Origin of the sequence: Isoptericola sp. b515 (genome assembly GCF_030588125.1) — a bacterium.
Lineage (GTDB): Bacteria > Actinomycetota > Actinomycetes > Actinomycetales > Cellulomonadaceae > Isoptericola > Isoptericola sediminis.
This window is the reverse complement of the sequence record NZ_JAUQYR010000001.1, coordinates 387080-409379: the sequence shown is the minus strand read 5'-3', so window position 1 is coordinate 409379 and position 22300 is coordinate 387080. Positions and strand designations below refer to the sequence as shown.

The 22300-nt window shown below is 74.4% G+C and carries 21 protein-coding genes; 14 read left to right on the top strand and 7 right to left on the bottom strand.

Annotated features, from left to right (window positions below; genetic code table 11):
- Window positions 1-54 precede the first annotated feature (54 nt).
- Genes Q6350_RS01880 through Q6350_RS01870 form a run of 3 tightly spaced genes read right to left on the bottom strand, consistent with a single transcriptional unit; the run spans window position 55 to window position 3091 of the window.
- Entirely contained in the window at window positions 55-750 is a 696-nt protein-coding gene (locus tag Q6350_RS01880; RefSeq protein WP_305064874.1) for a lactate utilization protein C, read from the bottom strand.
- Window positions 747-2297 carry a LutB/LldF family L-lactate oxidation iron-sulfur protein gene (locus Q6350_RS01875; protein ID WP_305064872.1) on the bottom strand — a complete coding sequence of 517 codons (1551 nt, stop codon included), beginning with the start codon at window positions 2295-2297 and terminating at the stop codon, window positions 747-749. The genes Q6350_RS01880 and Q6350_RS01875 overlap by 4 nt, the downstream gene beginning before the upstream one ends.
- On the bottom strand, window positions 2294-3091 hold the full coding sequence (locus Q6350_RS01870; RefSeq protein WP_305064869.1) for a (Fe-S)-binding protein: 798 nt from the start codon (window positions 3089-3091) through the stop codon (window positions 2294-2296). Before Q6350_RS01870 ends, Q6350_RS01875 begins: the two co-directional genes overlap by 4 nt.
- 77 nt (window positions 3092-3168) lie before the next feature.
- Here Q6350_RS01870 and Q6350_RS01865 point away from each other — a divergent pair, with 77 nt between their 5' ends.
- Window positions 3169-3885: a FadR/GntR family transcriptional regulator gene (locus Q6350_RS01865; protein ID WP_304602608.1), complete on the top strand. Its 717-nt coding sequence runs from the start codon at window positions 3169-3171 to the stop codon at window positions 3883-3885.
- Here the strand turns inward: Q6350_RS01865 and Q6350_RS01860 are convergent.
- The gene (locus Q6350_RS01860) at window positions 3882-5102 is read right to left on the bottom strand and encodes an AGE family epimerase/isomerase (protein WP_305064866.1); all 1221 of its coding nucleotides are present in this window, start codon (window positions 5100-5102) and stop codon (window positions 3882-3884) included. The two genes, Q6350_RS01865 and Q6350_RS01860, sit on opposite strands and share 4 nt — an antisense overlap.
- A 172-nt stretch (window positions 5103-5274) precedes the next feature.
- On the opposite strand from Q6350_RS01860, the gene Q6350_RS01855 reads away from it, so the two are divergent.
- The 3 genes from Q6350_RS01855 to Q6350_RS01845 all read left to right on the top strand — a co-directional run bounded on the left by Q6350_RS01855 (window position 5275) and on the right by Q6350_RS01845 (window position 7961).
- Window positions 5275-5931, top strand: a complete 657-nt coding sequence (locus tag Q6350_RS01855; protein ID WP_305064864.1) for a GAP family protein — start codon at window positions 5275-5277, stop codon at window positions 5929-5931.
- Window positions 5932-5995: 64 nt separating this feature from the next.
- Entirely contained in the window at window positions 5996-7021 is a 1026-nt protein-coding gene (locus Q6350_RS01850; protein WP_304602605.1) for a beta-ketoacyl-ACP synthase III, read from the top strand.
- Window positions 7022-7058: 37 nt separating this feature from the next.
- Window positions 7059-7961, top strand: coding sequence for an LLM class flavin-dependent oxidoreductase (locus Q6350_RS01845; protein WP_370375353.1), 903 nt, complete (start codon window positions 7059-7061; stop codon window positions 7959-7961).
- 36 nt (window positions 7962-7997) lie between these two features.
- Here the strand turns inward: Q6350_RS01845 and Q6350_RS01840 are convergent, their stop codons facing one another.
- Window positions 7998-8282 (bottom strand): hypothetical protein, encoded by a 285-nt coding sequence (locus tag Q6350_RS01840; RefSeq protein WP_304602604.1) that lies wholly within the window; start codon window positions 8280-8282, stop codon window positions 7998-8000.
- A gap of 132 nt (window positions 8283-8414) precedes the next feature.
- Here Q6350_RS01840 and Q6350_RS01835 point away from each other — a divergent pair, with 132 nt between their 5' ends.
- Window positions 8415-9296 (top strand): PfkB family carbohydrate kinase, encoded by an 882-nt coding sequence (locus Q6350_RS01835; protein WP_304606723.1) that lies wholly within the window; start codon window positions 8415-8417, stop codon window positions 9294-9296.
- Complete coding sequence (locus tag Q6350_RS01830) at window positions 9293-9922, top strand: nucleoside/nucleotide kinase family protein (RefSeq protein ID WP_305064862.1); 630 nt, start codon at window positions 9293-9295, stop codon at window positions 9920-9922. The genes Q6350_RS01835 and Q6350_RS01830 overlap by 4 nt, the downstream gene beginning before the upstream one ends.
- 7 nt (window positions 9923-9929) lie before the next feature.
- On the opposite strand, the gene Q6350_RS01825 is transcribed toward Q6350_RS01830, so the two are convergent.
- Both Q6350_RS01825 and Q6350_RS01820 read right to left on the bottom strand, forming a co-directional pair.
- Complete coding sequence (locus Q6350_RS01825; RefSeq protein ID WP_369810800.1) at window positions 9930-11534, bottom strand: MFS transporter; 1605 nt, start codon at window positions 11532-11534, stop codon at window positions 9930-9932.
- Between the two features lie 44 nt (window positions 11535-11578).
- Window positions 11579-12052 (bottom strand): Lrp/AsnC family transcriptional regulator, encoded by a 474-nt coding sequence (locus Q6350_RS01820; protein WP_171246050.1) that lies wholly within the window; start codon window positions 12050-12052, stop codon window positions 11579-11581.
- A 361-nt stretch (window positions 12053-12413) separates the two neighbouring features.
- Between Q6350_RS01820 and pdhA the strand changes: the two genes are divergently transcribed.
- The 8 genes from pdhA to Q6350_RS01780 are packed head-to-tail and all read left to right on the top strand — an operon-like array spanning window position 12414 to window position 22298.
- Window positions 12414-13658 (top strand): pyruvate dehydrogenase (acetyl-transferring) E1 component subunit alpha, encoded by a 1245-nt coding sequence (gene pdhA, locus Q6350_RS01815; RefSeq protein WP_305064859.1) that lies wholly within the window; start codon window positions 12414-12416, stop codon window positions 13656-13658.
- Entirely contained in the window at window positions 13655-14683 is a 1029-nt protein-coding gene (locus tag Q6350_RS01810; RefSeq protein ID WP_305064857.1) for an alpha-ketoacid dehydrogenase subunit beta, read from the top strand. Before pdhA ends, Q6350_RS01810 begins: the two co-directional genes overlap by 4 nt.
- Window positions 14680-16074 (top strand): dihydrolipoamide acetyltransferase family protein, encoded by a 1395-nt coding sequence (locus Q6350_RS01805; RefSeq protein ID WP_305064855.1) that lies wholly within the window; start codon window positions 14680-14682, stop codon window positions 16072-16074. Before Q6350_RS01810 ends, Q6350_RS01805 begins: the two co-directional genes overlap by 4 nt.
- On the top strand, window positions 16071-17678 hold the full coding sequence (locus Q6350_RS01800; RefSeq protein WP_305064854.1) for a carboxyl transferase domain-containing protein: 1608 nt from the start codon (window positions 16071-16073) through the stop codon (window positions 17676-17678). The genes Q6350_RS01805 and Q6350_RS01800 overlap by 4 nt, the downstream gene beginning before the upstream one ends.
- 5 nt (window positions 17679-17683) lie before the next feature.
- Window positions 17684-19756 (top strand): biotin carboxylase N-terminal domain-containing protein, encoded by a 2073-nt coding sequence (locus Q6350_RS01795; RefSeq protein ID WP_305064852.1) that lies wholly within the window; start codon window positions 17684-17686, stop codon window positions 19754-19756.
- Entirely contained in the window at window positions 19753-20922 is a 1170-nt protein-coding gene (locus Q6350_RS01790) for an acyl-CoA dehydrogenase family protein (RefSeq protein ID WP_304606727.1), read from the top strand. Before Q6350_RS01795 ends, Q6350_RS01790 begins: the two co-directional genes overlap by 4 nt.
- Before the next feature lie 27 nt (window positions 20923-20949).
- Complete coding sequence (locus tag Q6350_RS01785; RefSeq protein WP_304606728.1) at window positions 20950-21444, top strand: MaoC family dehydratase; 495 nt, start codon at window positions 20950-20952, stop codon at window positions 21442-21444.
- The gene (locus Q6350_RS01780; RefSeq protein ID WP_305064848.1) at window positions 21441-22298 is read left to right on the top strand and encodes a CoA ester lyase; all 858 of its coding nucleotides are present in this window, start codon (window positions 21441-21443) and stop codon (window positions 22296-22298) included. The genes Q6350_RS01785 and Q6350_RS01780 overlap by 4 nt, the downstream gene beginning before the upstream one ends.
- Window positions 22299-22300: the final 2 nt, after the last annotated feature.

The following is a 22300-nucleotide window of genomic DNA, read 5'->3' as shown; positions in this document are numbered from 1 at the left end:
CCGAGGGGCACCGGGGGCGCAGCACGGTTGCTGCGCCCCCCGGTGCCCGTGCGTTCAGGGGGACGGCGACACGAGAAGCACGTGCAGCGTGCGCGGTCCGTGCACCCCTTCGACGCGGTCGAGCTCGATGTCGCTGGTGGCGCTGGGGCCCGAGATCCAGGTCTGCGGCCGTTCGGGATGCTTGGCGAGCCGGCGGACCATCTCGGGCACGGTCTGGACGACCTGGTCGGCCCGCACGACGCAGAGGTGGACGTCGGGCACGAGGGAGATCGCCCGACGGCCCTGGTCGGCCTCGGCGTCGAGCACGACGGTGCCGGTCTCGGAGCAGGCGACCCGGGCGGCGGTGAGCACAGCGGCGACCTCGTCGAGGTCGAGCGCGGTCATCGGTGCGTCGGGGGAGTCCCGGTGCACGCTGATGTCGCGCGGAAGGGCCTCGAGCCACCGGTCGTCGAGTCCGGGCGGCACGACGACGGACGGCGCGCCACCGAGGTCGCCGACCAGGCGCGCCACCTCCGCGGGCAGCTCGTCCGCCGTGACCTGGTGCACGTGGGCCCGGTAGTCCTCCAGCCGGTCGACGAGCTGCTCGACGGCGGCCCGCGACCCGGGTGCGTCGGCCCCGGCGGTCCGGTACTCCTGCGGCACGTCCACGGCGGCGGGCGCCGTGCCGACGCGCCCGGCCGGCGTCGTGCCTGTTCCGGCCTCGCCGAGCGCGGCCCGGATCCGGCGCAGCACGTCATCGCGCGCGCTCATCGCTCGCCCCCGTCCTTCTCGTGCTCGGCCATCCACTGCCGGAACGTCTGCCGCGGCGGCGCGGGCAGGTCCCGTGACCGGGTCCACGCGGACGCCGGTGGCGGCGCCGTCGAGAGAACGCCGTCCCGTCCGCCCACCACGTGCCCGAGCGTGGCGGCGCGACCCGTGAGGCCGAACCGGTCGCCGTCGGACATCACCCAGGAGGCCGCCTTCATCGCGGCGCGCCACGGGTCGACGGCGCGGCCGCGGTCGGCGTCGACCTCGCGGGCCCGTAGGTCCACGAGGATCGAGGGGATGTCGATCTTCACCGGGCACACGTCGGAGCAGGCGCCGCACAAGGTCGAGGCGTAGGGGAGTGCGGCGTTGACGTCGTCGGTGCCGGACATGCCGCCGGACGACGCCGTGAGCTGCGGGGTGAGGATCGCGCCGATCGGGCCGGGGTAGACCGAGCCGTAGGCGTGCCCGCCGACCCGTTCGTACACCGGGCACACGTTGAGGCACGCCGAGCAGCGGATGCAGTGCAGGGCGGAGCGGCCCACCTCGTCGGCCAGCACGTCGGTGCGGCCGTTGTCGAGAAGCACCAGGTGGAACTCCTGCGGCCCGTCCCCCGGGGTGACGCCCGTCCACAGGGAGGTGTACGGGTTCATGCGCTCGCCGGTGGAGGACCGCGGCAGGAGCTGCAGGAACACCTCGAGATCCTCGTACCGCGGGATCAGCTTCTCGATGCCCATCACCGTCACGAGGGTCTCGGGCAGCGTGAGGCACATGCGCCCGTTGCCCTCGGACTCGACGACGGCGAGGGTGCCGGTCTCCGCGACGCCGAAGTTCGCGCCGCTCACGGCGACCTTGGCCGAGAGGAACTTGCGCCGCAGGTGCGCCCGGGCCGCCATCGCGAGCTCGTGCGGCACGTCGGACAGGTCCTCGGGGGCGTCGCCCATGCGCCGGCGGAAGATGTCGCGGATCTCGGCCCGGTTGCGGTGGATCGCCGGCACGAGGATGTGCGAGGGCATGTCGTCGGCGAGCTGGACGATGAGCTCGGCGAGGTCCGTCTCGATCGCGGCGATGCCCTCGGCCGCCAGGTGCTCGTTGAGGCCGATCTCCTGGGTGGCCATCGACTTGACCTTGACGACCTCGTCGGCCCCCTGGGCCCGCGCGATCTCGGTGACGATGCGGTTGGCCTCGGCGGCGTCCCGCGCCCAGTGCACGACGCCGCCGCGTGCGGTGACGCTCTCCTCGAGCCGGGCCAGCAGGTCGGGCAGGTTCGCCATCACCTGCTCCTTGATCGCCGAGCCGGTGTCACGCAGCGGCTCCCAGTCCGGGACCTCGCCGACGACCGCGGCCCGCTTGGCGCGGATGGTCCGGGTGGCGTGGCCGAGGTTGCGGCGGAGCTGGTCGTCCTGCAGCGTCTGCTTCGCCGCCGCGGGGAAGGGTTCGCCCCAGCGCAGCGGCTCGTCGGGGTGCGGGACCGGGCCGAACGGGTCGGAGCCCTCGGGCGCCGCGTCGTCGGACCGGCGCCGGATGCCCGGGATGCCGAGGAACGTGCTCATCGGGTGACCTCCGTGGCGCCCGCGCGGACGCGGGGCAGCGGGGTCGGTTCCTCCCGGGTGGAGGCGAGGATCTCCGCGAGGTGCAGCGTCCCGATGCCGGCACGCTGCCGGGAGAGCCCGCCGCCGATGTGCATCAGGCAGGACGTGTCCCCGGCGGTGACGACGGCGGCCCCCGTGCCGCGGACGTTCGCGGTCTTGTCCGCCAGCATCGCGGCCGAGGTGTCGGCGTTCTTCAGCGCGAACGTGCCGCCGAACCCGCAGCACGACTCGGCCTCGGGCAGCTCGACGAGGTCGATGCCCCCGACGGCGCGCAGCAGGCGCAGCGGCCGGTCGCCGACGCGGAGCATGCGCAGCGAGTGGCAGGTCGGGTGGTAGGTGACGCGGTGCGGGAACCAGGCGCCGACGTCGGTGACCCCGAGCACGTCGACCAGCAGCTCGGACAGCTCGTAGGTCCGCGTGGCCACCGCCTCGGCGGTGGCGGCGAGGTCGTCGAGCCCGGCCCGGCGGCAGACCATCGCTTGCTGGTGACGCACGGACCCGGTGCAGGAGCCGGAGGGGATGACGACGGCGTCCCACGCGCCGTCGGCCACCGGCGCGAAGGTCTCGACGTGGTTGCGCACGACGGGGACGGCCTCCTCGACGTAGCCGGTGTTGATGTGCATCTGGCCGCAGCACGCCTGGCCGCGGGGGAAGACGACGTCGTGGCCGAGCCGTTCGAGCAGGCGCACGGTGGCGCGAGGGGCGCCGGGGAACAGGGTGTCCGCGAGGCAGGTCGCGGCCAGGGCGATGCGCACGATCCGGCTCCTTCGGCGGGCTGGCAGGTGCACACCATGATGCCAGGTGTGGTCAGACCAGCGACTAGGATCGGGACGTGCGCACCCACGAGAAGGTCCTGGCCCGCATCGAGTCCGACCTGGCCGCCGGACGCTGGGCGCTCGGCGAGCGGCTCCCGGCCGAGCGGGCGCTCGCCGAGGAGCTGCAGGTCTCCCGCCCCTCGGTGCGCGAGGCGATCCGGATCCTCGAGGCCATGGGCATGATCCGCACCGCCGTCGGTTCCGGGCCGGACGCCGGGGCGACCGTCATCGACCGGCCCGCCGCCGGGCTCGGTGCGGCGGTCCGCCTGCACGTGGCCTCCGGGACCCTGCCGGTGCACGACGTCGTCGCCACCCGCGCGACGTTGGAGACCTGGGCGGTGCGCGAGGCGGCCGCCCGCAGCGGTGACACCGACGACGGCTGGGCGGCGGAGGCGACGCGGCTCCTCGAGGCCATGGAGGTGCCGGGCCTGGGCGTGGACGAGTTCGTCCGGCTCGACCAGGACTTCCACCTCGTCCTCGTGCGGCTCGCCGGCAACCAGCTCGTCGAGGCGATCCTGGCGGGGCTGCGCAGCGCCGTCGCGTCGTACGTGGCCCGCGGCGTGCAGCAGCTGCCGGCCTGGCCCGCCACGGCTGACCGCCTCTGCGGCGAGCACCGGGAGATCCTCGACGCGGTGGTCGCCGGGGACGTCGACCGTGCCGAGCGCGAGACGCGTGAGCACATCTGGGGCTTCTACCGGGAGACGGGGCTCGCCGGCGACGCCTCCGCCTCCTAGGACTCGAGGCGGGCGGACTCCGCGAACGACCCGCTCAGCGGGAGGTCCGGCACCAGCAGCGCCTGGACGGCGTGGTAGATGTCCGGCTTGCCGTCCCAGACCGTCGCCGACGGCTGGTCGTGGGCGTCCAGCTCGTGGTGCCACGACCCGCGGTCGGTGTCGACGAACCGCCGGCGCAGCAGGCCCCACCAGCTCGCGGCGAGCTCGCCGTAGCGGGACTCACCGGTCACCATGGCCAGCACCTCCGCGGCGGCGACGGCCTCCGCCGCCACCCAGTGGAACCGCCGGCGCTCGACGGGCGTCCCGGACCAGTCGACCGTGTAGACGAACCCGCGTCCGTCGAAGCCGTCCGCCAGGGCCCGGTCGAAGAGCTGGAGGGCGACCTCCGTGCGTCGTCCGGGGTGCCCGGCGGCGATGTCGAGCTGCAGCATCAGGCGGGCCCACTCGAAACCGTGGCCCGGGGTGGAGCCGTAGGGCTTGAAGGGGTCGCGCGGGCGGTCGGCGTTGAGCTCGAGGTCGGGGGTCCAGTCGGCGGTGAAGTGCTCGGGGATGCGCCACCGGGTCGCCTCGGCCCACGCGGCGACCCGGTCGGTGACACGCACCGCCCGCTCCAGCCACCGGGGGTCCTCGGTCGCGTCGGCGGCTGCGAGCATCGCCTCGACGCCGTGCATGTTCGCGTTGATGCCCCGGTAGGTCGACAGCACCGTCCAGCTCCGGTCCCACTCGTCCACGAGCAGCCCGGCGCCGTCGTCCCAGAAGCGGCGGTCCAGCACGTCGAGCGCGTCGTCGAGCAGCGCGGCGGCTCCCGGGCGGCCGGCCTGGACCGCGGAGGAGGCGGCGAGGACGACGAACGCGTGGGCATAGGCGGCCTTGGTGCCGTCCAGGGCGTCCCCGGGCCCGACGGAGGCGAACCAGCCCCCGTGCTCGGCGTCGTGGAGCGGGCCGGACAGCCCGCCGAGCGCGCGGTCGGCGAGGGTCCCGCAGCCGGGGGCGCCGAGCAGCTCGCCCAGCGCGTAGGTGTGGGCCATCCGCGCGGTGATCCACGTCTGTGCCGGTCGTGAGGGGTCGGGACGTCCGCGGGCGTCGAGCCAGCGGGCACCGGAACCGTCGGGGAGGGAGGCGGCGCCGAAGGCGAGCAGGCGCCGCACCTCGGCGGCCCGCCACGGGCGTCCGTCCGGGGCGTCGACGCGATCGGCGGGTGCGGCGTCGTCGGTCACGGGTCGGTCCTCTCGGTCGGTCCGTGCCGCCGCGGCGGCGGCTCGCTGTCCCCAACCTAGGACACCGGCCACCGGGCCGCCCACGCCCAGCGCGTGCGGCGCCCTGCCGACCGGCCGGACCGAACCGCCGGGCGCCGGGCGGCAGGTGGCCGGCTGCTGGCAGGATGGGGCCGTGCTGCTCAAGGTGCTCGCGGTGGTCGTCCCGCTCGCGCTGGTCGGCGCCGTCAGCCCGATGATGCTGAGCGAGCAGACCTTCCTCCTCTCCGGCCGGGACGGACGGCGGGTCGCTGCGCGCTACGCCCTGGGCGTCGTCCTGACGCTGCTGGTCATCCTGTCCGCACTGGTGCTCTTCGGCCGTTCGCTCGCACTGCCGAAGGAGCCGACCCTGAGCGCCTCGCTCGACATCGTCCTCGGCTCGCTGCTGGTGCTCCTCGCCGTCGCCCTCGAGATCCGCCGTCGCCGGCACCGACCGACGGAGCCCCGGAGCCGCGCACTGGGTCCCGGCGCCGCCTTCGGTTTCGGCGTGTTCTCCATGGCGACGAACTTCACGACCATGGCTGTCCTCGTCCCGGCCGCCAAGGAGATCGCCGCCGGTGATCTCGAGGTCGTCGGTCGTGTCGTGGCGATCCTCGTCGTGGTCGTGGTGGTGTCCCTGCCGGCCTGGTTGCCCCTCGTCCTGACGCTGGTGGCGCCCGGGCCCGCCGGCCGGGGGCTGAAGGCCCTGGCGGACTTCGTCGCGAAGCGGGGCGCACAGCTGACGGTCGTCCTGGTGGCGGGGCTCGGGCTGTTCCTCGTCGGACGTGGCCTCGTCCACGTTCTCGGCGGCTGAGCCCGACGTCTCGCACTCCGGCCCCCGGGCGGAGGGCCGGGTCCGGCATGCCATGATCGGTGTCATGCTCTCGCTGCCTGCCGGCGCAGCCGGCTCCCGGATCGTCGGCCTCGGTCACCACCAGCCCGCCCGGGTGATGACCAACGACGACGTCGCCGAGCTCGTCGAGACGAACGACGAGTGGATCCGCTCGCGCACCGGCATCATCACCCGCCACGTCGCCGCCGACGACGTCACGGTCGCGGACATGGCCACCGCCGCGGCGGAGCACGCACTCGCCGACGCGGGGGTCGCGAACGACGACGTCGACCTGGTGATCGTGGCCACGACGACCGCGATGGACCGGTCGCCGAACACTGCCGGCCGCGTGGCCTACGCCTTGCGCACCGGTGTCCAGCCCGGGGCGAGCACGCCCGAGGGCGAGGAGGAGCCGGACCTGCGGGGCGTCGTCGGGCCGGGCGTCATCGACGTCAACACCGCCTGCTCGGGTTTCGCCTACGCCGTGGGTCTGGCCGACCAGGCCATCCGCACGGGCAGCGCCCGGACCGCCGTCGTGGTCGGGTCGGAGAAGCTGACCGCGGTCACCGACTGGTCGGACCGGTCGACCTGCATCCTCACCGCCGACGGGGCCGGGGCCGCCGTGCTCCAGGCCGCGGACTCCCCGGGTGTCGGGCAGGTCGTGTGGGGGTCCGAGCCGGAGATCACGCCGGCGGTGCGCATCGAGGCACCGGCGGAGCGGTTCGCCCAGGACGGCCGTGCGGTGTTCAAGTGGGCCATCACCCGGGCCGCCGAGCGGGCCCGCCGCGTCGTGGAGGCGTCGGGGCTGACGCTGGACGACGTCGAGGTCCTGGTCGCCCACCAGGCCAACCTGCGCATCATCGAGCCGCTGGCCAAGTCCCTCGGACTCGAGGACCGGGTCGTGGTCAGCGACATCACCGAGTCCGGCAACACCTCGGCGGCGTCGATCCCGCTGGGGCTGTCCAAGTGGTGGCACGACGGCCGGATCCCGGCGGGCGTGCCCGCGCTGCTGTTCGGGTTCGGCGGCGGGTTCACCTGGGCCGGCCAGGTGGTGACCACCCCGCAGCGGTGAACCCGCCAGGAGAGACGCGGCACCCCGGAGGCTCGGCATGACGGACTACGGACACGAGATCGTCGTCGGGGCGTTCATCACGCCGTCGAACGCCGATCCGCAGGGCCCGGTCCGCCTCGCCCGGACCGCCGAGTCCGCCGGGCTGGACCTCGTCACCTTCCAGGACCACCCCTACCAGCCGCGGTTCCTCGACACCTGGACGCTGATCTCCTACGCCGCGGCCGTCACGGAACGGATCCACCTGGCCGGCAACGTCCTCAACCTGCCGCTGCGCCAGCCCGCTGTGCTCGCCCGGTCCGTGGCGAGCCTGGACCTGCTCAGCGGCGGGCGCGTCGACCTGGCCCTCGGCGCCGGCGGGTTCTGGGACGCGATCGCGGCGATGGGCGGGGCGCGGCTCACCCCCGGGGAGTCCGTGACCGCGCTGAGCGAGGCGATCGAGATCGTCCGGGGCATCTGGGACGCCGGTGAGCGGACGCCCCTGCGCGTCGAGGGGGAGCACCACCGGGTCACCGGGGCCAAGCGGGGCCCGACGCCCGCGCACGACGTGCCCATCTGGGTCGGTGCCACCAAGCCGCGCATGCTGCGTCTGGTCGCCCGGCAGGCCGACGGCTGGCTGCCCTCGTACGGCTACCTGCAGGACGACGGCCTGGCCCGCGGCAACACGATCATCGACGAGACCGCCGAGGAGGTCGGTCGGCACCCGGCCGAGATCCGGCGGCTGCTCAACGTCGGCGGCGAGGTCACCGCCGACCGGCGTGGGTTCCTGAAGGGTCCGGTCGACCAGTGGGTCGAGGAGCTGGCCGGTCTGGCCCTGACCCACGGCGTCGGCACGTTCGTCGTGGCGACCGACGACCCGAGCATGCTCGAGGTGCTCGGCGAGGAGATCGCGCCCGCGCTCCGCGAGCTGGTGGCCCGGGAACGGACGACCGGCACCGCCTGACGGCTCCGGACCGGCGGGACCGTCCGCGACGGCGGGTCAGGCCGGGCCGACGGCACCCACGACGGCGGAGAACAGCACGGCTGCGAGGACGCCGAGACCGAGCAGCGCGCCCGCCAGCCCGCGTCCCACGCCCGGGTGCCCGTCGCGGTCGGCGACGTGGCTGCCGATCGATCCGAGCGTGAGGGCCGCCAGTCCCAGGGGTGCCGCCAGCCAGTCCCCGACGACCGGGACCAGGGCGCAGGGCAGGCCGGCGATCCCCAGCGCGAGCGACCACTCCACGGCGCGGGGTGCGTGCGCGCGGGCGGGTCCGTCGTCGTGCATCGCGCCTCCCCGACTGCCTGCTGCCCGCAGGAACCCGGCCGGTCCGGCGCGGTGATCTCGATCCTGCTCGTGCGTCGATCCTACGCGCCGGGTGCTCCCGCCCACGGGGCTGGTGCGTGCCAGGATGAGGCCATGCCTCTCGCCGACCACACGGGCACCTGCTGGTTCGTCGGGCTGACGACGCTCGACGTCGTGCACCGGGCCGCCGGCCGCCCGGACCGGGACGAGAAGGTCACGGCCTCGCGGCAGGACGTCGCGGCGGGCGGTCCGGCCGCCAACGCCGCCGTGACGGCGGCCGCGCTCGGGGCGCGCGCCGTGCTGGTCACCGCGCTCGGCGACAGCCCGGTGGCCCGTGCCGCCCGCGCCGACCTGGAGACCCACGGGGTCGAGGTGCACGACGTCGTCGCGCCGGGCCAGGACTTCCCGCTCGCCGTGTCCGCGGTGCTGGTCGACGAGGCCACGGGGGAGCGGTCGGTCGTCTCGGCGGACGCGGCGCTCGCGGAGGCCCCGCCGCCGAGATTCCTCGGCGACCTCCCGCACGCGGACGTCGTCCTGTTCGACGGTCACCACCCCGTGATCGCGGGTGCCGCCGTCGGGCACCTGGAGAACCGCGCCCCGCGGCCCCTCGTCGTCCTCGACGCCGGGCGCTGGCGGCCCCTGTTCGCCGAGCTGCTGCCCGTGGCCGACGTGGCGGCGGTGTCCGCGCGGTTCGCGGTCCCCGGGCACGACGACGTGACCGCCGGGGCGCACGATCTCGGGGCGCGCGGGGTGGTGGTCACCCACGGCGACGGCCCGGTCGAGTGGTCCTCGGGCGACGAGACCGGCACCGTCCCCGTCCCGGCGGTCGAGGCCCGGGACACCCTCGGGGCCGGTGACGCGTTCCACGGAGCCCTCGCCGTGGCGCTCGCCGGCGGTGCCGCGCTGCCCGAGGCCTGCGTGACGGCGGTCGAGGTCGCCGGGACGCGGGTGCGGCACGTCGGCCCGCGGTCCTGGCTGGCCGAGGTCCGGCGATGAGGTGCACGACGGCGGAGCTCGTGGAACGGGCCCGGGCACTCGTCGTGCCGGGGGAGCGGGCGATCCTGGGGATCGTCGGGGCACCCGGGTCCGGCAAGTCGACCCTCGCTCAGCGGCTCGTCGAGGCGCTCGGTCCGCACGCGGCCGTGGGCGTCGGGATGGACGGGTTCCACCTGTCGGACGCGGTCCTGGCCGCGCACGGCAGCCGGGAGCGGAAGGGTGCGATCGACACCTTCGACGACGCCGGGTACGCCGCCCTGGTCGCGCGGCTCGCGGACGCCCGTCCCGGCGACCGGCCGATCTACGCGCCGGTGTTCCGGCGCGAGATCGAGGAGCCGGTCGCCGCGGGCGTCGAGGTGCCCGCCGAGATCCCGCTCGTGGTCACCGAGGGCAACTACCTGCTGGCCGGCACCGGGGCCTGGCCGGCCGCCCGGGCCCGCATGAGCGAGGTCTGGTACCTCGAGGTGGCCGAGGACCTGCGGCTGGCCCGGCTCGAGGAGCGGCACCGCGTGTTCGGCAAGAGCCCGGCCGACGCCGCCGTCTGGGCCCGCGGGTCGGACCAGGTCAACGCGGAGCTGATCGCCCGGACACGGGGTGCGGCGGACCTGGTGGTCGAGCTCGGGTGATCCCCCGTCAGGTGCGGTCCTCGGCGACCGCGACCGTCTCGCGGGGCCGGCGCTCCAGCGTCAGCGTGGCGCCCAGTCCCAGCAGGAGGAAGCCGCCCGCCACCCAGGCGGACCAGCGGGTCCCCTGCGTGAGGGCAGCCCGCGCGTCGTCGGCGGCGGACGCCGTGGCCGGGTCCTGCTCCAGGCCGGCGATGGCGCCACCCGCGCTGTCCACCACGGCCGTCACGGTGGCTTCCCGGGCGGCGTCCGGGACGCCACGGTCCGCGAGCCGGGCGTCCAGGTCGGCCGCGGTGGTCGTGAACAGGATCGTGCCGAGGATGGCGATGCCGAGCGCTGACCCCACCTGACGTGCGGTGCTCTGGGTCCCGGAGGCGGCACCGGAGACGCGCACGGGGACGTCGGCGAGGACGACGCCCGTGAGCTGCGCGGTCGCCAGCCCGACCCCGAAGCCGTAGACGACGAGGAACGGGACGACGGTGACCCAGGTGGAGTCGGGACGGGCGACGGCCCCCAGACCCACGACGCCGACGATCTCGGCGGCGATGCCGAGGCGCACCACCGGCACGGCACCGAACCGGACGGTGAGGGCCTGCGCCGCCCCGCTGGCCAGGAACGATCCGCCCGCGAGGCCCACCAGGATCCAGCCGGTCGCCAGGGCGTCGTAGCCGAGGACGTTCTGCAGCCAGATCGGCAGCGACAGCAGGATCCCGAACTCCCCGAGCGAGACGACGAGGGCGGCGACGTTGCCGTTGCGGAACGAGGCGATGCCGAACAGGTCCAGCGGGATCAGGGTCGGCAGGCCGTGGCGGGCCCGACGCAGACCGCGCCGGACGAACAGGACGCCGGCGGCGACGCCCACGGTGAGCGCGACCGGCACCGGGGACAGTCCGAGCGGCCACCACTCGGCGGCGGCGTCGAGCGTCGTCCACCAGCCCAGCGATCGTCCCTCGATGAGCCCGAAGACGATCCCGCCGAAGGTCAGCACGGACAGCAGGGCAGCCACGAGGTCGGTGCCGCGCTGCTCGTCGGCCCGGGACTCCGTGACCACGAGGGCCGCGGCGACCAGGATGAGGACGCCCAGGGGGATGTTGATGCCGAACGCCCAGCGCCACGAGTAGTCGGTGGTGAGCCAGCCGCCCAGCAGGGGCCCGACGGCGGCCATGCCGCCGATGGTCGAGCCCCAGACGGCGAAGGCGATGCCGCGCTCGCGGCCGCGGAAGGTCGCGTTGATGATCGACAGGGTCGTGGGCAGGATCATCGCACCGCCGAGGCCCTGGACCAGCCGGGCGCCGATGAGCACGCCGCCGGTGGGTGCGGTGGCCGCCAGCAACGACGACGCGGCGAAGACCGCGACACCCGCCATCATCATGCGGCGGCGGCCCCACCGGTCGGCGAGGACGCCGAGCACCAGCAGGAGGGAGGCGAACACGAGCGTGTAGGACTCCTGGACCCACTGCACCTGGGTCGAGTCGATCCCCAGGTCGGCCACGATCGACGGGATCGCCACGTTGACGATCGTCGAGTCGACGATGATGAGCGAGACGGCGACCGAGACGGTCACCAGCGCGAGCCAACGGCGGCGGTCTGCCACGGGTCCTCCAATACACAGCATGCTGAGTATTGGCGACTGTACTCCTCCGCCGTGACGAGCGGGACTCAGAGCTCGCGGCGGAGCTTCTCCACCAGCGGCTGCACCCGGTAGGGGATGAGCTCGCCCATCGCCAGCGAGGTCTCGGTGCGCTCGACCCCCTCGATCTGCAGGATCGCGGCGTCGATGCGGAACAGGTGGTCGGTGTCCCGGCAGACCACGTGCACCCGCAGGTCGGCGGTGCCGCTGTGACCGTACGCCTGCACGATCTCCGGGATGCGGGCCAGGTGCTCGACGATCCGCACCAGGTCGCGCTGGTGCACGGTGATCTCGATGAAGGCCAGCAGCGGGTGGCCCAGCACGGCCGGGTCGATGCGCCGGTCGAAGTGGAGGAACGCGCCGGCACCCTCCAGGCGCGCCAGCCGGGCGGCCACGGTGTTGCGGGAGATCCTCAGGCGCTGGGCGAGTGCGACCGTCGTCGCGCGGGGGTCGTCGGCGAGCGCCCGCAGCAGATCCAGGTCCACGGCATCGATGCTGTGCACGCGCGCCAGCCTAACGTCGCTCGGGGCCGGAGGTGACGGCCCGGCAGGTCGTGCTCGTCGGATCTGCCCGGAATGGCCCTCGCGACGCGAGATGGCGCACGGTCATCTCCTTGTTGCGCAGAACGTCCGGCGACGTGGTGGTGGATGAAGCACTCTGCTCAGTCGGCCGAGGGCTGGTGGTGCGGTGTGACGGAGCAGCGTTACCTTCGCCACAACGGCGCTCGACGACGAGCGACGACCCGATGCGAGGTGAGGCTCACCCATGCCCAGCACCACGGATCCGAGGACGAAGGACGACCTGTCACAAGCGGGTGAGTCGGCATCCTCGGCGGACACTGCCCACGGCGGCGCACGTGACCACGTGCCGGCCGGTTGGGTGCAGCGCGACACGGAGAACGGCGCGCGGCACCTGGACGCAACCCTGGACGACGGCGGCGTCGACCACACCCCCGTCCGTCTGATCGACCCGGACGGCACCCGGCACGAGGTCCCCGAGCTGGACCGTTGGCTCGACGACGTCGACGACGCCGCGATGCTGGGGCTGTACACCGACATGGTCGCCGCCCGCCGGATCGACACCGAGGCCACCGCCCTGCAGCGCCAGGGCCAGCTCGGCCTGTGGCCCCCGATGCTCGGCCAGGAGGCTGCGCAGATCGGGTCCAGCCGCGCGCTGCGCGAGGACGACTTCGTGTTCTCCAGCTACCGCGAGCAGGGTGTGGCGTACGTGCGCGGCATCGCCCCGACCGACCTGCTGCGCGTGTGGCGCGGTGCGGCCCCGTCCGGCTGGGACCCCTACGAGTACCGGATGGCCCCGATGCAGGTCATCATCGGCGCCCAGACGCTGCACGCCGTCGGCTACGCCGTCGGCCTGCTCCTCGAGACCGCCACGGCCGGCACCGGTGCCCACGGCGGGATCGGCATCTCCCGCCCGGAGAACGACGGACCGGACGCCCCCGAACGGACCTCCGCCACCATCTCGTACTTCGGTGACGGCGCGACCAGCCAGGGTGACGTGCACGAGGCGATGACCTTCGCCTCCACGTGGTCCGCCCCGACGGTCTTCTTCTGCCAGAACAACCAGTGGGCGATCTCCGAGCCCGTGGACCTGCAGTCCAAGGTGCCGCTGGTCGAACGGGCCCGCGGCTACGGCATGCCCGGCGTCCGGGTCGACGGCAACGACGTCCTGGCCGTCCTGGCCGTGACCCGCGAGGCGCTGCAACGCGCCCGCGCCGGCCTCGGACCGACCTTCATCGAGGCGGTCACCTACCGGATGGGCCCGCACACGACGGCCGACGACCCGACGCGCTACCGCGACCGGAGCGACCTCGAGGAATGGTCCGGCCGGGACCCGATCGCCCGGCTGGCCGCGCACCTGCGCGACCGCGGCGTCCTCGACGACGACGCCGAGGCGGCCGTCCAGCAGACCGCCGACGAGGTCGCCGCCACGATGCGCGCCGGCGTCTACGCGGTCGCCGACCCCGACTGGTCGACCGTGTTCGACCACGTCTACGCCGAGCCGCACGCCGTGCTCGACGCCGAGCGGGACGCCTACGGGCGCTACCTCGCCGGCTTCGCCGACAACGACACCCAGGAGGCCGCCCGATGAGCGACATGACCCTGGGCCAGGGCCTCAACACCGGGTTGCGGCAGTCCCTGGCCGACGACGACAAGGTCGTGCTCCTCGGTGAGGACATCGGCTCCCTCGGCGGCGTGTTCCGCGTGACCGACAAGCTCCAGCGCGAGTTCGGCCCCAACCGCGTGATCGACACCCCGCTGGCCGAGTCCGGGATCCTCGGCACGGCCATCGGGATGGCGTGGCGCGGGTTCCGACCCGTGGTGGAGATCCAGTTCGACGGCTTCGTCCAGCCGGCCTGGGACCAGATCGTCAACCAGGTCGCCAAGATGCACGCCCGCACGGTCGGGCGCGTCACGATGCCGATCACCGTGCGCATCCCGGTGGCGGGCGGCATCGGCGCCGCCGAGCACCACTCGGAGTCGCCGGAGGCGTACTTCGTGCACACCGCCGGGCTGCGCGTCGTGTCGGTGTCGAACCCGCAGGACGCCTGCACCGTGCTGCGCCAGTCGATCGCGAGCGACGACCCGGTCATCTTCTTCGAGCCCAAGCGGCTCTACCACGTCAAGGGCCCGGTCGAGGTGGAGCCGCTGGAGAGCGCTCTGCCCATGTCCCGCGCCCGGGTCGTCCGTCCCGGCCACGACGTCACCGTCGTGACCTGGGGCTCGCACGTGGCGGGCGCGCTGGACGCCGCCGAGGCGATGAAGGACGACGGCGTCTCCGTCGAGGTCGTCGACCTGCGCTCCCTGTCTCCCTGGGACTCCGAGACCGTCGTCGAGTCGGTGCGCCGCACCGGGCGGGTCGTCGTCGTGCACGAGGGCCCCCGCCAGGGCGGGGTCGGGGCGGACATCTGCTCCGTCGTCACCGAGCGGTGCTTCGCCGACCTGGCGATGCCGCCCGTGCGCGTGACCGGCCACGACGTGCCGTACCCGCCGGCGAAGGTCGAGGGCCACTACGTGCCCGACATGGACCGCGTGTGCTACGGCATCGACCAGGCACTCGGACGCGTCCCGTTCGAGACCTTCACCCCCGCGACGTCCACGGAGGTGGCCGCATGAGCACCCAGGAGATCTTCCGACTGCCGGACCTCGGCGAGGGACTCACCGAGTCCGAGATCGTCGAGTGGAAGGTGTCCGTGGGCGACACGGTGACGCTCAACCAGGCGCTCGCCGAGGTCGAGACGGCTAAGGCGATGGTGGAGATCCCGTCGCCGTTCGCCGGGACGGTGGCCGCGCTGCACGCCGAGGAGGGCGACATCGTCGAGGTCGGCGAGCCGCTGGTCACCTTCGGCGACGGCACCGGCGGGGACGGCGCGGGCGACGACGCTCCCGCCGAGGCGTCGGCCGAGGGCGTCGCGTCCGCACCGGAGCCGGCGCCCGAGTCGACGGCACCCGAGCCCACGGTTCCCGCGACGACGGTGGAGCCCGCTCCCGCGGCGAGCGCCACCACGAGCACCGCGGCGGAGCGGTCGGCGTCGTCGGCGTCGACGAACGGCTCCGTCGAGGAGTCCTCCGGGGCGAACCTCGTCGGCTACGGCACCCGTGCCGCCCGCAAGGGCAAGCCGACGCGCCGGCCCCGCAAGCCCGTCGACGCCCCGCCCGCGCCGGTGCGCAACGCCGGGCCGGCGGCCGCCCCGGCGGCCGCCCGGACGGCCGAGCATCGCGTGAAGGTGCGCAGCGTGCGCAAGCACACCGCGGCCGCGATGGTCGCCAGCGCCCGGGTGCCGCAGGCGACGGTCCACCTCACCTGCGACGTGACGGAGACGCTCGCCCTGGTCGCTCGGCTGCGCGAGCACCCTCGCACCCGGCACACCAAGGTCGGGCTGCTCACGGTCATCGCCCGTGCGGTCTGCGGGCTCGTCCCGCAGCACCCGGCGATCGTCACCCGCTGGGAGGAGAAGGACGGCGGCCAGGCCGAGCTCGTGCGGTCGCCGCACGTGAACCTCGGCATCGCGGTCGCGACCGACCGCGGACTCGTGGTCCCGCACATCCCGCACGCCGACGAGCTGTCGATGCTGGGGATGGCCCGCGCCCTGCGCGAGCTCGCCACCACCGCCCGCTCGGGCCGCACCCGTCCGGACCGCCTGACCGGCGGCACGATGACGCTGACCAACGTCGGGGTCTTCGGCGTCGACGCGGGCAGCCCGCTGCTCAACCCGGGCGAGTCGGCGATCCTCGGCATCGGGCAGGTCGCCCGCCGGCCGTGGGAGCACGAGGGCCAGATCGCGCTGCGCGACGTCGTGACCTTCAGCCTCACCTTCGACCACCGCGTCGTCGACGGCGAGCAGGGCGCCCGGTTCCTCGCGGACCTGGGCGGGCTGCTCACCGACCCGGCGCTGGCGGTGCTGCTCGGCGGACGTGACGAGCCGGAGCAGGACGAGGCGGAGCAGGACGACGGCGCGGCGGGACGCAACGGCGCGGCCTCGTCCCGCCAGGCGGTGACCGTATGACCGTGCTGACGTCCGCCGTGGACCCGGCGGCCGAGGCCGCCCGGGCCAACGCCGACGCGCAGCGCGCCCTGGCCGACACCCTGCGGGAGCGCACGGCCGCGGCCGCGCGCGGCGGTCCCGAGCACGCCCGGGAGAAGCACGTCGGGCGGGGCAAGCTGCTGCCGCGCGAACGGGTCGAGCGGCTGCTCGACCCGGGCAGCGCGTTCCTGGAGATCTCCCCGCTGGCGGCGTACGACCAGGACGACGGCGCCTGGCCGGGCGCCGGGGTGATCGGCGGCATCGGCCGGGTCGCCGGGCGGCAGGTGATGGTCGTGGCCAACGACCCCACCGTCAAGGGCGGCACGTACCACCCGCTGACGGTGAAGAAGCACCTGCGCGCCCAGGAGATCGCGCTGGAGAACCGCCTCCCCTGCGTCTACCTCGTGGACTCCGGCGGGGCGTTCCTGCCCCGCCAGGACGAGGTGTTCCCCGACCGGGACCACTTCGGGCGGATCTTCTACCACCAGGCCCGGCTGTCGGCGGCGGGGATCCCGCAGCTGTCCGCCGTGCTCGGCTCCTGCACCGCCGGTGGCGCCTACGTGCCGGCGATGAGCGACGAGACGGTCATCGTGCGCGACCAGGGCACGATCTTCCTCGGCGGTCCGCCGCTGGTGAAGGCGGCCATCGGCGCCGAGGTGACCGCCGAGGAGCTCGGTGGCGGCGAGCTGCACGCCCGCCGCTCCGGCGTGGTCGACCACCTGGCCGACGACGACGAGCACGCCCTGGACATGCTGCGGGACATCGTGGCCACGCTGCCGCCCGACCCGGAGCCCGTCTGGGAGGTCGGGCCGACCGTGGAACCCGTCGGGGACCCGGCCGACCTGTACGCCGCCGTGCCGGTGGACGTCCAGCAGCCGTACGACCCGCGCGAGGTGATCTCCCGGATCGTGGACGGCAGCGAGCTCACCGAGTTCAAGCCGGAGTACGGCACGACGCTGGTGTGCGGGTTCGCCCGCATCCACGGGCACCCCGTCGGCGTCGTCGCCAACCACGGCGTGCTGCTCAGCGAGTCCGCGCTCAAGGGCGCGCACTTCGTCGAGCTGTGCGACCAGCGCGGCATCCCCCTGGTGTTCCTGCAGAACATCTCCGGGTTCATGGTCGGCCCCGACGCCGAGGCCGGCGGCATCGCCAAGGACGGCGCCAAGATGGTCACCGCCGTGGCCACCACGCGCGTGCCGAAGCTCACCGTCGTCGTCGGCGGCTCCTTCGGGGCCGGCAACTACGCGATGTGCGGCCGTGCCTACTCCCCGCGGTTCCTGTGGACCTGGCCCAACGCCCGCGTGTCCGTCATGGGCGGCGAGCAGGCCTCGGCGGTGCTGGCCACCGTCAAGCGCGACCAGCTCGCCGGCCGCGGCGAGGACTGGGACGCCGAGGAGGAGGCCGCGTTCCGGCGCGGCATCCGCGACACCTACGAGGCCGCCGGCGACCCGTACCACGCCACGTCCCGGCTGTGGGACGACGGCATCATCGACCCGACCGACACCCGCCGGGTGCTCGGCATGGCGCTCGCGACCTGCGCGCGCACCCCGCTGCCCGAGCCCTCCTTCGGGCTCTTCCGGATGTGAGGCCCGTGTTCACCAGAGTGCTCGTGGCCAACCGCGGCGAGATCGCCTGCCGCGTCATCGCCACCCTGCGCCGGCTCGGCATCCGCTCCGTGGCCGTGCACACCCCCGTCGACGCCGACGCACGGCACGTGCGCGAGGCCGACGAGGCGGTGCTGCTGGCCGGGGACGGGCCCGGCGGCTACCTCGACGCCGACGCCGTGGTGGCGGCCGCCGTCGTGTCCGGCGCCGAGGCGATCCATCCCGGGTACGGCTTCCTGTCGGAGAACCCGGCGCTGGCGCGTGCCTGCGACGCCGCCGGGATCGTCTTCGTCGGACCGCCCGTGCGCGCGATCGAGACCATGGCGGACAAGGTCGCCGCCAAGCGTCTCGTCGCCCAGCACGAGGTACCGGTGCTCCCCGGCACCCTCGACTCCTCGCTGCCCGACGACGCCCTCGTCGCCGCGGCCGAGGACGTCGGGTTCCCGCTGCTCGTGAAGCCCGTCGCCGGTGGTGGGGGCAAGGGCATGGTCGTGGTGCGCGACGCCGCCGCGCTGCCCGACGCGCTGGCCTCGGCCCGGCGCGTGGCGAGGTCCGCGTTCGGCGACGACGGCCTGCTGCTCGAACGGCTCGTGGACACCCCGCGACACGTCGAGGTGCAGGTGCTCGCGGACACCGCGGGCACCGTCGTGCACCTCGGCGAGCGCGAGTGCACCCTGCAGCGCCGCCACCAGAAGATCGTCGAGGAAGCGCCGTCACCGGCGCTGGACGACGCCGCCCGCGACCGGATGGGGCAGGCCGCCTGCGAGGTGGCCCGCTCGGTCGGGTACGTGGGCGTCGGCACCGTGGAGTTCCTGGTGCCGGCCGAGGCGCCGGACGACTTCTCGTTCATCGAGATGAACACGCGTCTGCAGGTGGAGCACCCGGTGACGGAGATGGTCACCGGCCACGACCTCGTCGAGGCCCAGCTCCGCGTCGCCGCGGGGGAGAAGCTGTGGTTCGCCCAGGACGACGTGCACCTGACCGGGCACGCGATCGAGGCGCGGATCTACGCCGAGTCCCCGGCACGCGACTTCCTGCCCTCGGTCGGGGACGTGCTCCTGCTCGACGACGCCGGGGCGGCACCCGGGCCCACCGCGTTCCCGCTGCGCCTGGACGCCGGCGTCGAGACCGGGGACGCCGTCACCGGGTACTTCGACCCGATGATCGCCAAGGCCGTCGCCCACGGGACCGACCGGGACGAGGCGCTGTCCCGCCTGGACGGGCTGCTGTCCCGGCTGACCGTTCTCGGCGTCGAGACCAACACCGGGTTCCTGCGCGACCTGCTGGCCGACCCCGACGTCCGGGCCGGTCGGATGGACACGGGGCTCGTGGACCGGTTCACCGCCGGTCTCGCCGAGCGGTCCGCCGCCGCGGCGGACGGCCCGCCGGACGCCGGGGCCGTGGTCACGGCGCTGCTCACCGGCACGTCGCCGCAGCCCGCCGGCAGTCCCACGGACCCGTGGGCGGCCGACGGCTGGCGCCTCAACGCCGCGCCGGCACCCCGCCGGGTCGGCCTGCGCGGACCCGGCGGCACGGAGGCGGACCTCGACGTCACCGGCGGCCGGCACGCCGCGACGGTCGTGCCCGTCGGCGGCGAGCCCGTCGCGGCCGCGCTGCGACCCGCCGGTGGCTCGTCGCACCGCTGGCTGCTGACCACGGACGGACGGACCCGGCCGGTGTCGGCCGTGGTGACCCCCGCCGGCGACGACACCGTCGTCTGGGTGTCCGTCGACGGCGACACCGCGCTCTACACGGTGGTCGACCGCTCCTCGCGGGCGTCGTCGCGCCGCCAGGAGCGGGCCGCGGCGGCAGCCGCGGCCGGCGCCCCCGCCGCGGTGGGGCCGGTCGAGCTCCGGGCGCAGATGCCCGGCACCGTCACGGCCACCCACCCCGCAGGCCCCGTCGACGCCGGCGCACCCGTCGTCGTCGTCGAGGCCATGAAGATGGAACACCCCCTCACCGCACCGGCCGCAGGGACCCTGCGCGTCCTGGTGAACACGGGCGACCAGGTCCGCCTCGACCAGGTGGTCGCCGTCGTCGAACGCGAAGGAGCGTCATGATCCACGAGACCTCGTCCACCGCACTGACCGACCGTCAGCGCAAGCTCAGCCAGACCGTCCGCGAGTTCGCCGACGAGGTCGTCGCTCCGGCGGCGTACCAGTACGACACCGAGCGCCGTCTGCCGATCGAGATCATCCACCAGATGGGTGAGATGGGTCTGTTCGGGCTGCCGTTCCCCACCGAGGTCGGCGGGCAGGGCGAGGACTACGTCTCCCTGTGCCTCGCCGTCGAGGCGCTCGCCCGGGTCGACCAGTCCATCGCGGTGACCCTCGAGGCCGGCGTCGGGCTCGGCATCATGCCGATCTTCCGGCACGGCACCGACGCCCAGCGCGAGGAGTGGCTGCCCGACCTCGTCTCCGGCAGGACCCTGGGCGCCTTCGGCCTGACCGAGGCCGGCGCCGGGTCCGACGCGGGGGCGACCCGCACCACGGCCCGGCTCGACGGCGACGAGTGGGTCATCGACGGGTCCAAGCAGTTCATCACGAACTCCGGCACGCCGATCACGAGCCTGATCACCATCACGGCGGTCACCGACCGGTACGAGGACGGCAGCCCCGAGCTGTCCACGATCCTCGTCCCCTCCGGCACGCCCGGGCTGACGGTCGGGGAGAGCTACGACAAGGTCGGCTGGCACACCTCCGACACCCACCCCCTGACGCTCGAGGGCGTGCGGGTGCCGAGGACCAACCTGCTCGGCGAGCGCGGGCGCGGGTACGCGAACTTCCTGCGGGCGCTCGACGAGGGCCGCATCGCGTTCGCCGCGCTCGCCACCGGTGCCGCCCAGGGCTGCCTCGAGGAGGCCGTCCGCTATGCGAAGGAGCGCCAGGTGTTCGGCCACTCCATCGGCCGGCACCAGCACGTCGCGTTCACCATCGCCCGGATGCAGGCCCGCGTGCAGGCCGCCCGGCTGTGCTGGCTCGACGCCGCGCAGAAGATGATCCACGGCAAGCCGTTCAAGGCCGAGGCCTCCGTGGCCAAGCTGACCTCCGGCGAGGCGGCGATGGCGAACGCCCGCGACGCCTCCCAGATCTTCGGCGGCTACGGGTTCCTCAACGAGAACCCGGTCGCGCGGCACTACCGCGACGCCAAGGTGCTGGAGGTCGGCGAGGGCACCACCGAGGTGCAGCTGATGATCATCGCCCGCGACCTCGGCTTCACGGCCTGACCGCGGCACGGGAGTCGAGGAGGAACGATGCGTGAGGAGACCCAGCGCGGGTTCTACTACGACGAGCTCGAGGAGGACGTCCGCTACGTCCACCGGCCCGGACGCACCATGACCGAGGCCGACGACGTGCTGTTCACCTCGGCGACGATGAATCCGCAGGCTCTCCACCTCGACGCCGCGTGGGCCGCCACGCAGCCGTTCGGGAAGCCGTTGGTCAACTCGATGCTGACCCTGGCCACGCTCGTCGGGCTGTCCGTGGCGCACCTGACCCGGGGCACGATCGTCGCGAACCTCGGGTTCAGCGACATCCGGTTCCCGGCGCCGATGTTCCACGGGGACACGCTGTACGGCGAGACCGTGATGACGGGACGGCGCCTCTCGTCGTCGCGCCCGGGCCAGGGCATCGTCACGCTGGAGCACACCGGGCGGAACCAGGACGACGTCGTCGTCGCGGTCGCCACCCGGTCGGTGCTCATGTGGACCAAGGACGGCCACGCCGACCTCGCCCGGGAGGGATCGTGACTCCCCGGCCGTTCACCCTCGGGCCGGCGCTGCTGTTCTGCCCGGCCGACCGCCCCGACCGGTTCGCCAAGGCCGCCGACCGGGCCGACGCCGTCATCCTCGACCTGGAGGACGGCGTCGACCCGGCGGCCCGCGCCGAGGCGCGCCGGGCCGTGCGCGGCACGCCGCTCGACCCGGCCCGCACCATCGTGCGGGTCAACCCGGTCGGGACGGAGGACCACCAGCGTGACCTCGACGCGCTGGCCGACACCGACTACACCGTGCTGATGCTCCCCAAGGCCGACGGCCGGTACGTCGGTCCGCTGCTGCGGCACGACGGGTCTCCGTACGCCATCGTGGCGCTGTGCGAGACGGCGGCCGGGGTGCTCGCCGCACCGGCCCTCGCCGCCCGTCCCGACGTCGTCGCGCTGGCGTGGGGTGCCGAGGACCTCGTCGCGTCCCTCGGCGGCACCGCCAGCCGTCGCGACGACGGCACCTACCGGGACGTGGCCCGGTACGCCCGGTCCGCGGTGCTGCTGGCCGCCGGGGCCGCCGGCAAGGCCGCGATCGACGCCGTCCACCTCGACCTGGAGGACCTGGACGGCGTGCGGGACGAGGCCGTCGACGCCGTCGCCGTCGGCTTCTCCGCGACGCTGTGCATCCACCCGTCCCACGCCGCCGTGGTCCGGAAGGCGTACGCGCCCACCCCGGAGCAGGTGGAGCACGCACGGGCCGTCCTCGCGGCCGCCGCCGGACCGGGGTCGACCGGCAGCGGCGCGGCGCGGTTCGACGGGCAGATGATCGACGCCCCGCTGCTGCGGCACGCCGAGGCGGTGCTGGCCCGTGCGGCCGAGCCCGTCCTCGACGACCGTTAGGG

Bases quoted from the DNA above. Each gene is read 5' to 3' on its own strand.
- Q6350_RS01845 (WP_370375353.1), top strand. From the start codon at position 7,059: ATGACGGACTACGGACACGAGATCGTCGTCGGGGCGTTCATCACGCCG.
- Q6350_RS01840 (WP_304602604.1), bottom strand. From the start codon at position 8,282: ATGCACGACGACGGACCCGCCCGCGCGCACGCACCCCGCGCCGTGGAG.
- Q6350_RS01785 (WP_304606728.1), top strand. From the start codon at position 20,950: ATGCGTGAGGAGACCCAGCGCGGGTTCTACTACGACGAGCTCGAGGAG.
- Q6350_RS01800 (WP_305064854.1), top strand. From the start codon at position 16,071: ATGACCGTGCTGACGTCCGCCGTGGACCCGGCGGCCGAGGCCGCCCGG.
- Q6350_RS01850 (WP_304602605.1), top strand. From the start codon at position 5,996: ATGCTCTCGCTGCCTGCCGGCGCAGCCGGCTCCCGGATCGTCGGCCTC.
- Q6350_RS01880 (WP_305064874.1), bottom strand. From the start codon at position 750: ATGAGCGCGCGCGATGACGTGCTGCGCCGGATCCGGGCCGCGCTCGGC.
- Q6350_RS01805 (WP_305064855.1), top strand. From the start codon at position 14,680: ATGAGCACCCAGGAGATCTTCCGACTGCCGGACCTCGGCGAGGGACTC.
- Q6350_RS01825 (WP_369810800.1), bottom strand. From the start codon at position 11,534: ATGCTGTGTATTGGAGGACCCGTGGCAGACCGCCGCCGTTGGCTCGCG.
- Q6350_RS01875 (WP_305064872.1), bottom strand. From the start codon at position 2,297: ATGAGCACGTTCCTCGGCATCCCGGGCATCCGGCGCCGGTCCGACGAC.
- Q6350_RS01790 (WP_304606727.1), top strand. From the start codon at position 19,753: ATGATCCACGAGACCTCGTCCACCGCACTGACCGACCGTCAGCGCAAG.
- Q6350_RS01810 (WP_305064857.1), top strand. From the start codon at position 13,655: ATGAGCGACATGACCCTGGGCCAGGGCCTCAACACCGGGTTGCGGCAG.
- Q6350_RS01830 (WP_305064862.1), top strand. From the start codon at position 9,293: ATGAGGTGCACGACGGCGGAGCTCGTGGAACGGGCCCGGGCACTCGTC.
- Q6350_RS01835 (WP_304606723.1), top strand. From the start codon at position 8,415: ATGCCTCTCGCCGACCACACGGGCACCTGCTGGTTCGTCGGGCTGACG.